Source organism: Cobetia sp. SIMBA_158, assembly GCF_046566945.1.
In the GTDB taxonomy this organism is placed as follows: domain Bacteria; phylum Pseudomonadota; class Gammaproteobacteria; order Pseudomonadales; family Halomonadaceae; genus Cobetia; species Cobetia amphilecti.
The window spans coordinates 1-245 of record NZ_JAWJYL010000891.1 but is presented as its reverse complement, the minus strand read 5'-3'; the positions used below and the strand labels follow the sequence as shown (position 1 = coordinate 245).

At 36.3% G+C, this 245-nt stretch carries 1 protein-coding gene; it reads left to right on the top strand.

What is annotated here, in order from left to right; all coding sequences use genetic code 11:
* A partial coding sequence (locus tag R2R70_RS22385) for a DEAD/DEAH box helicase (RefSeq protein WP_410979254.1) occupies positions 1-245 on the top strand: 245 nt, incomplete at both ends.

The window sequence follows — 245 nt, the reverse complement described above, 5'->3', positions numbered from 1 at the left end:
CGGGATATGTTCTACAAAAAGCGGTCCTTGTCATTTCGCCTCTTTTATCTTTAATGCAAGATCAAGTGGACCAAATGAGATTATTGAACGAAAAAAGAGTCATTGCGCTCAATTCTTTTTTGAATAAAGAAGAAAAAAATCGAGTCATCCATGAGCTAGAACAGTATCGATTTATTTTTATTTCTCCAGAAATGCTCGTCCAAGGACAAGTGCAGCAAAAATTAAGCCAGATGGAATTATCGCTC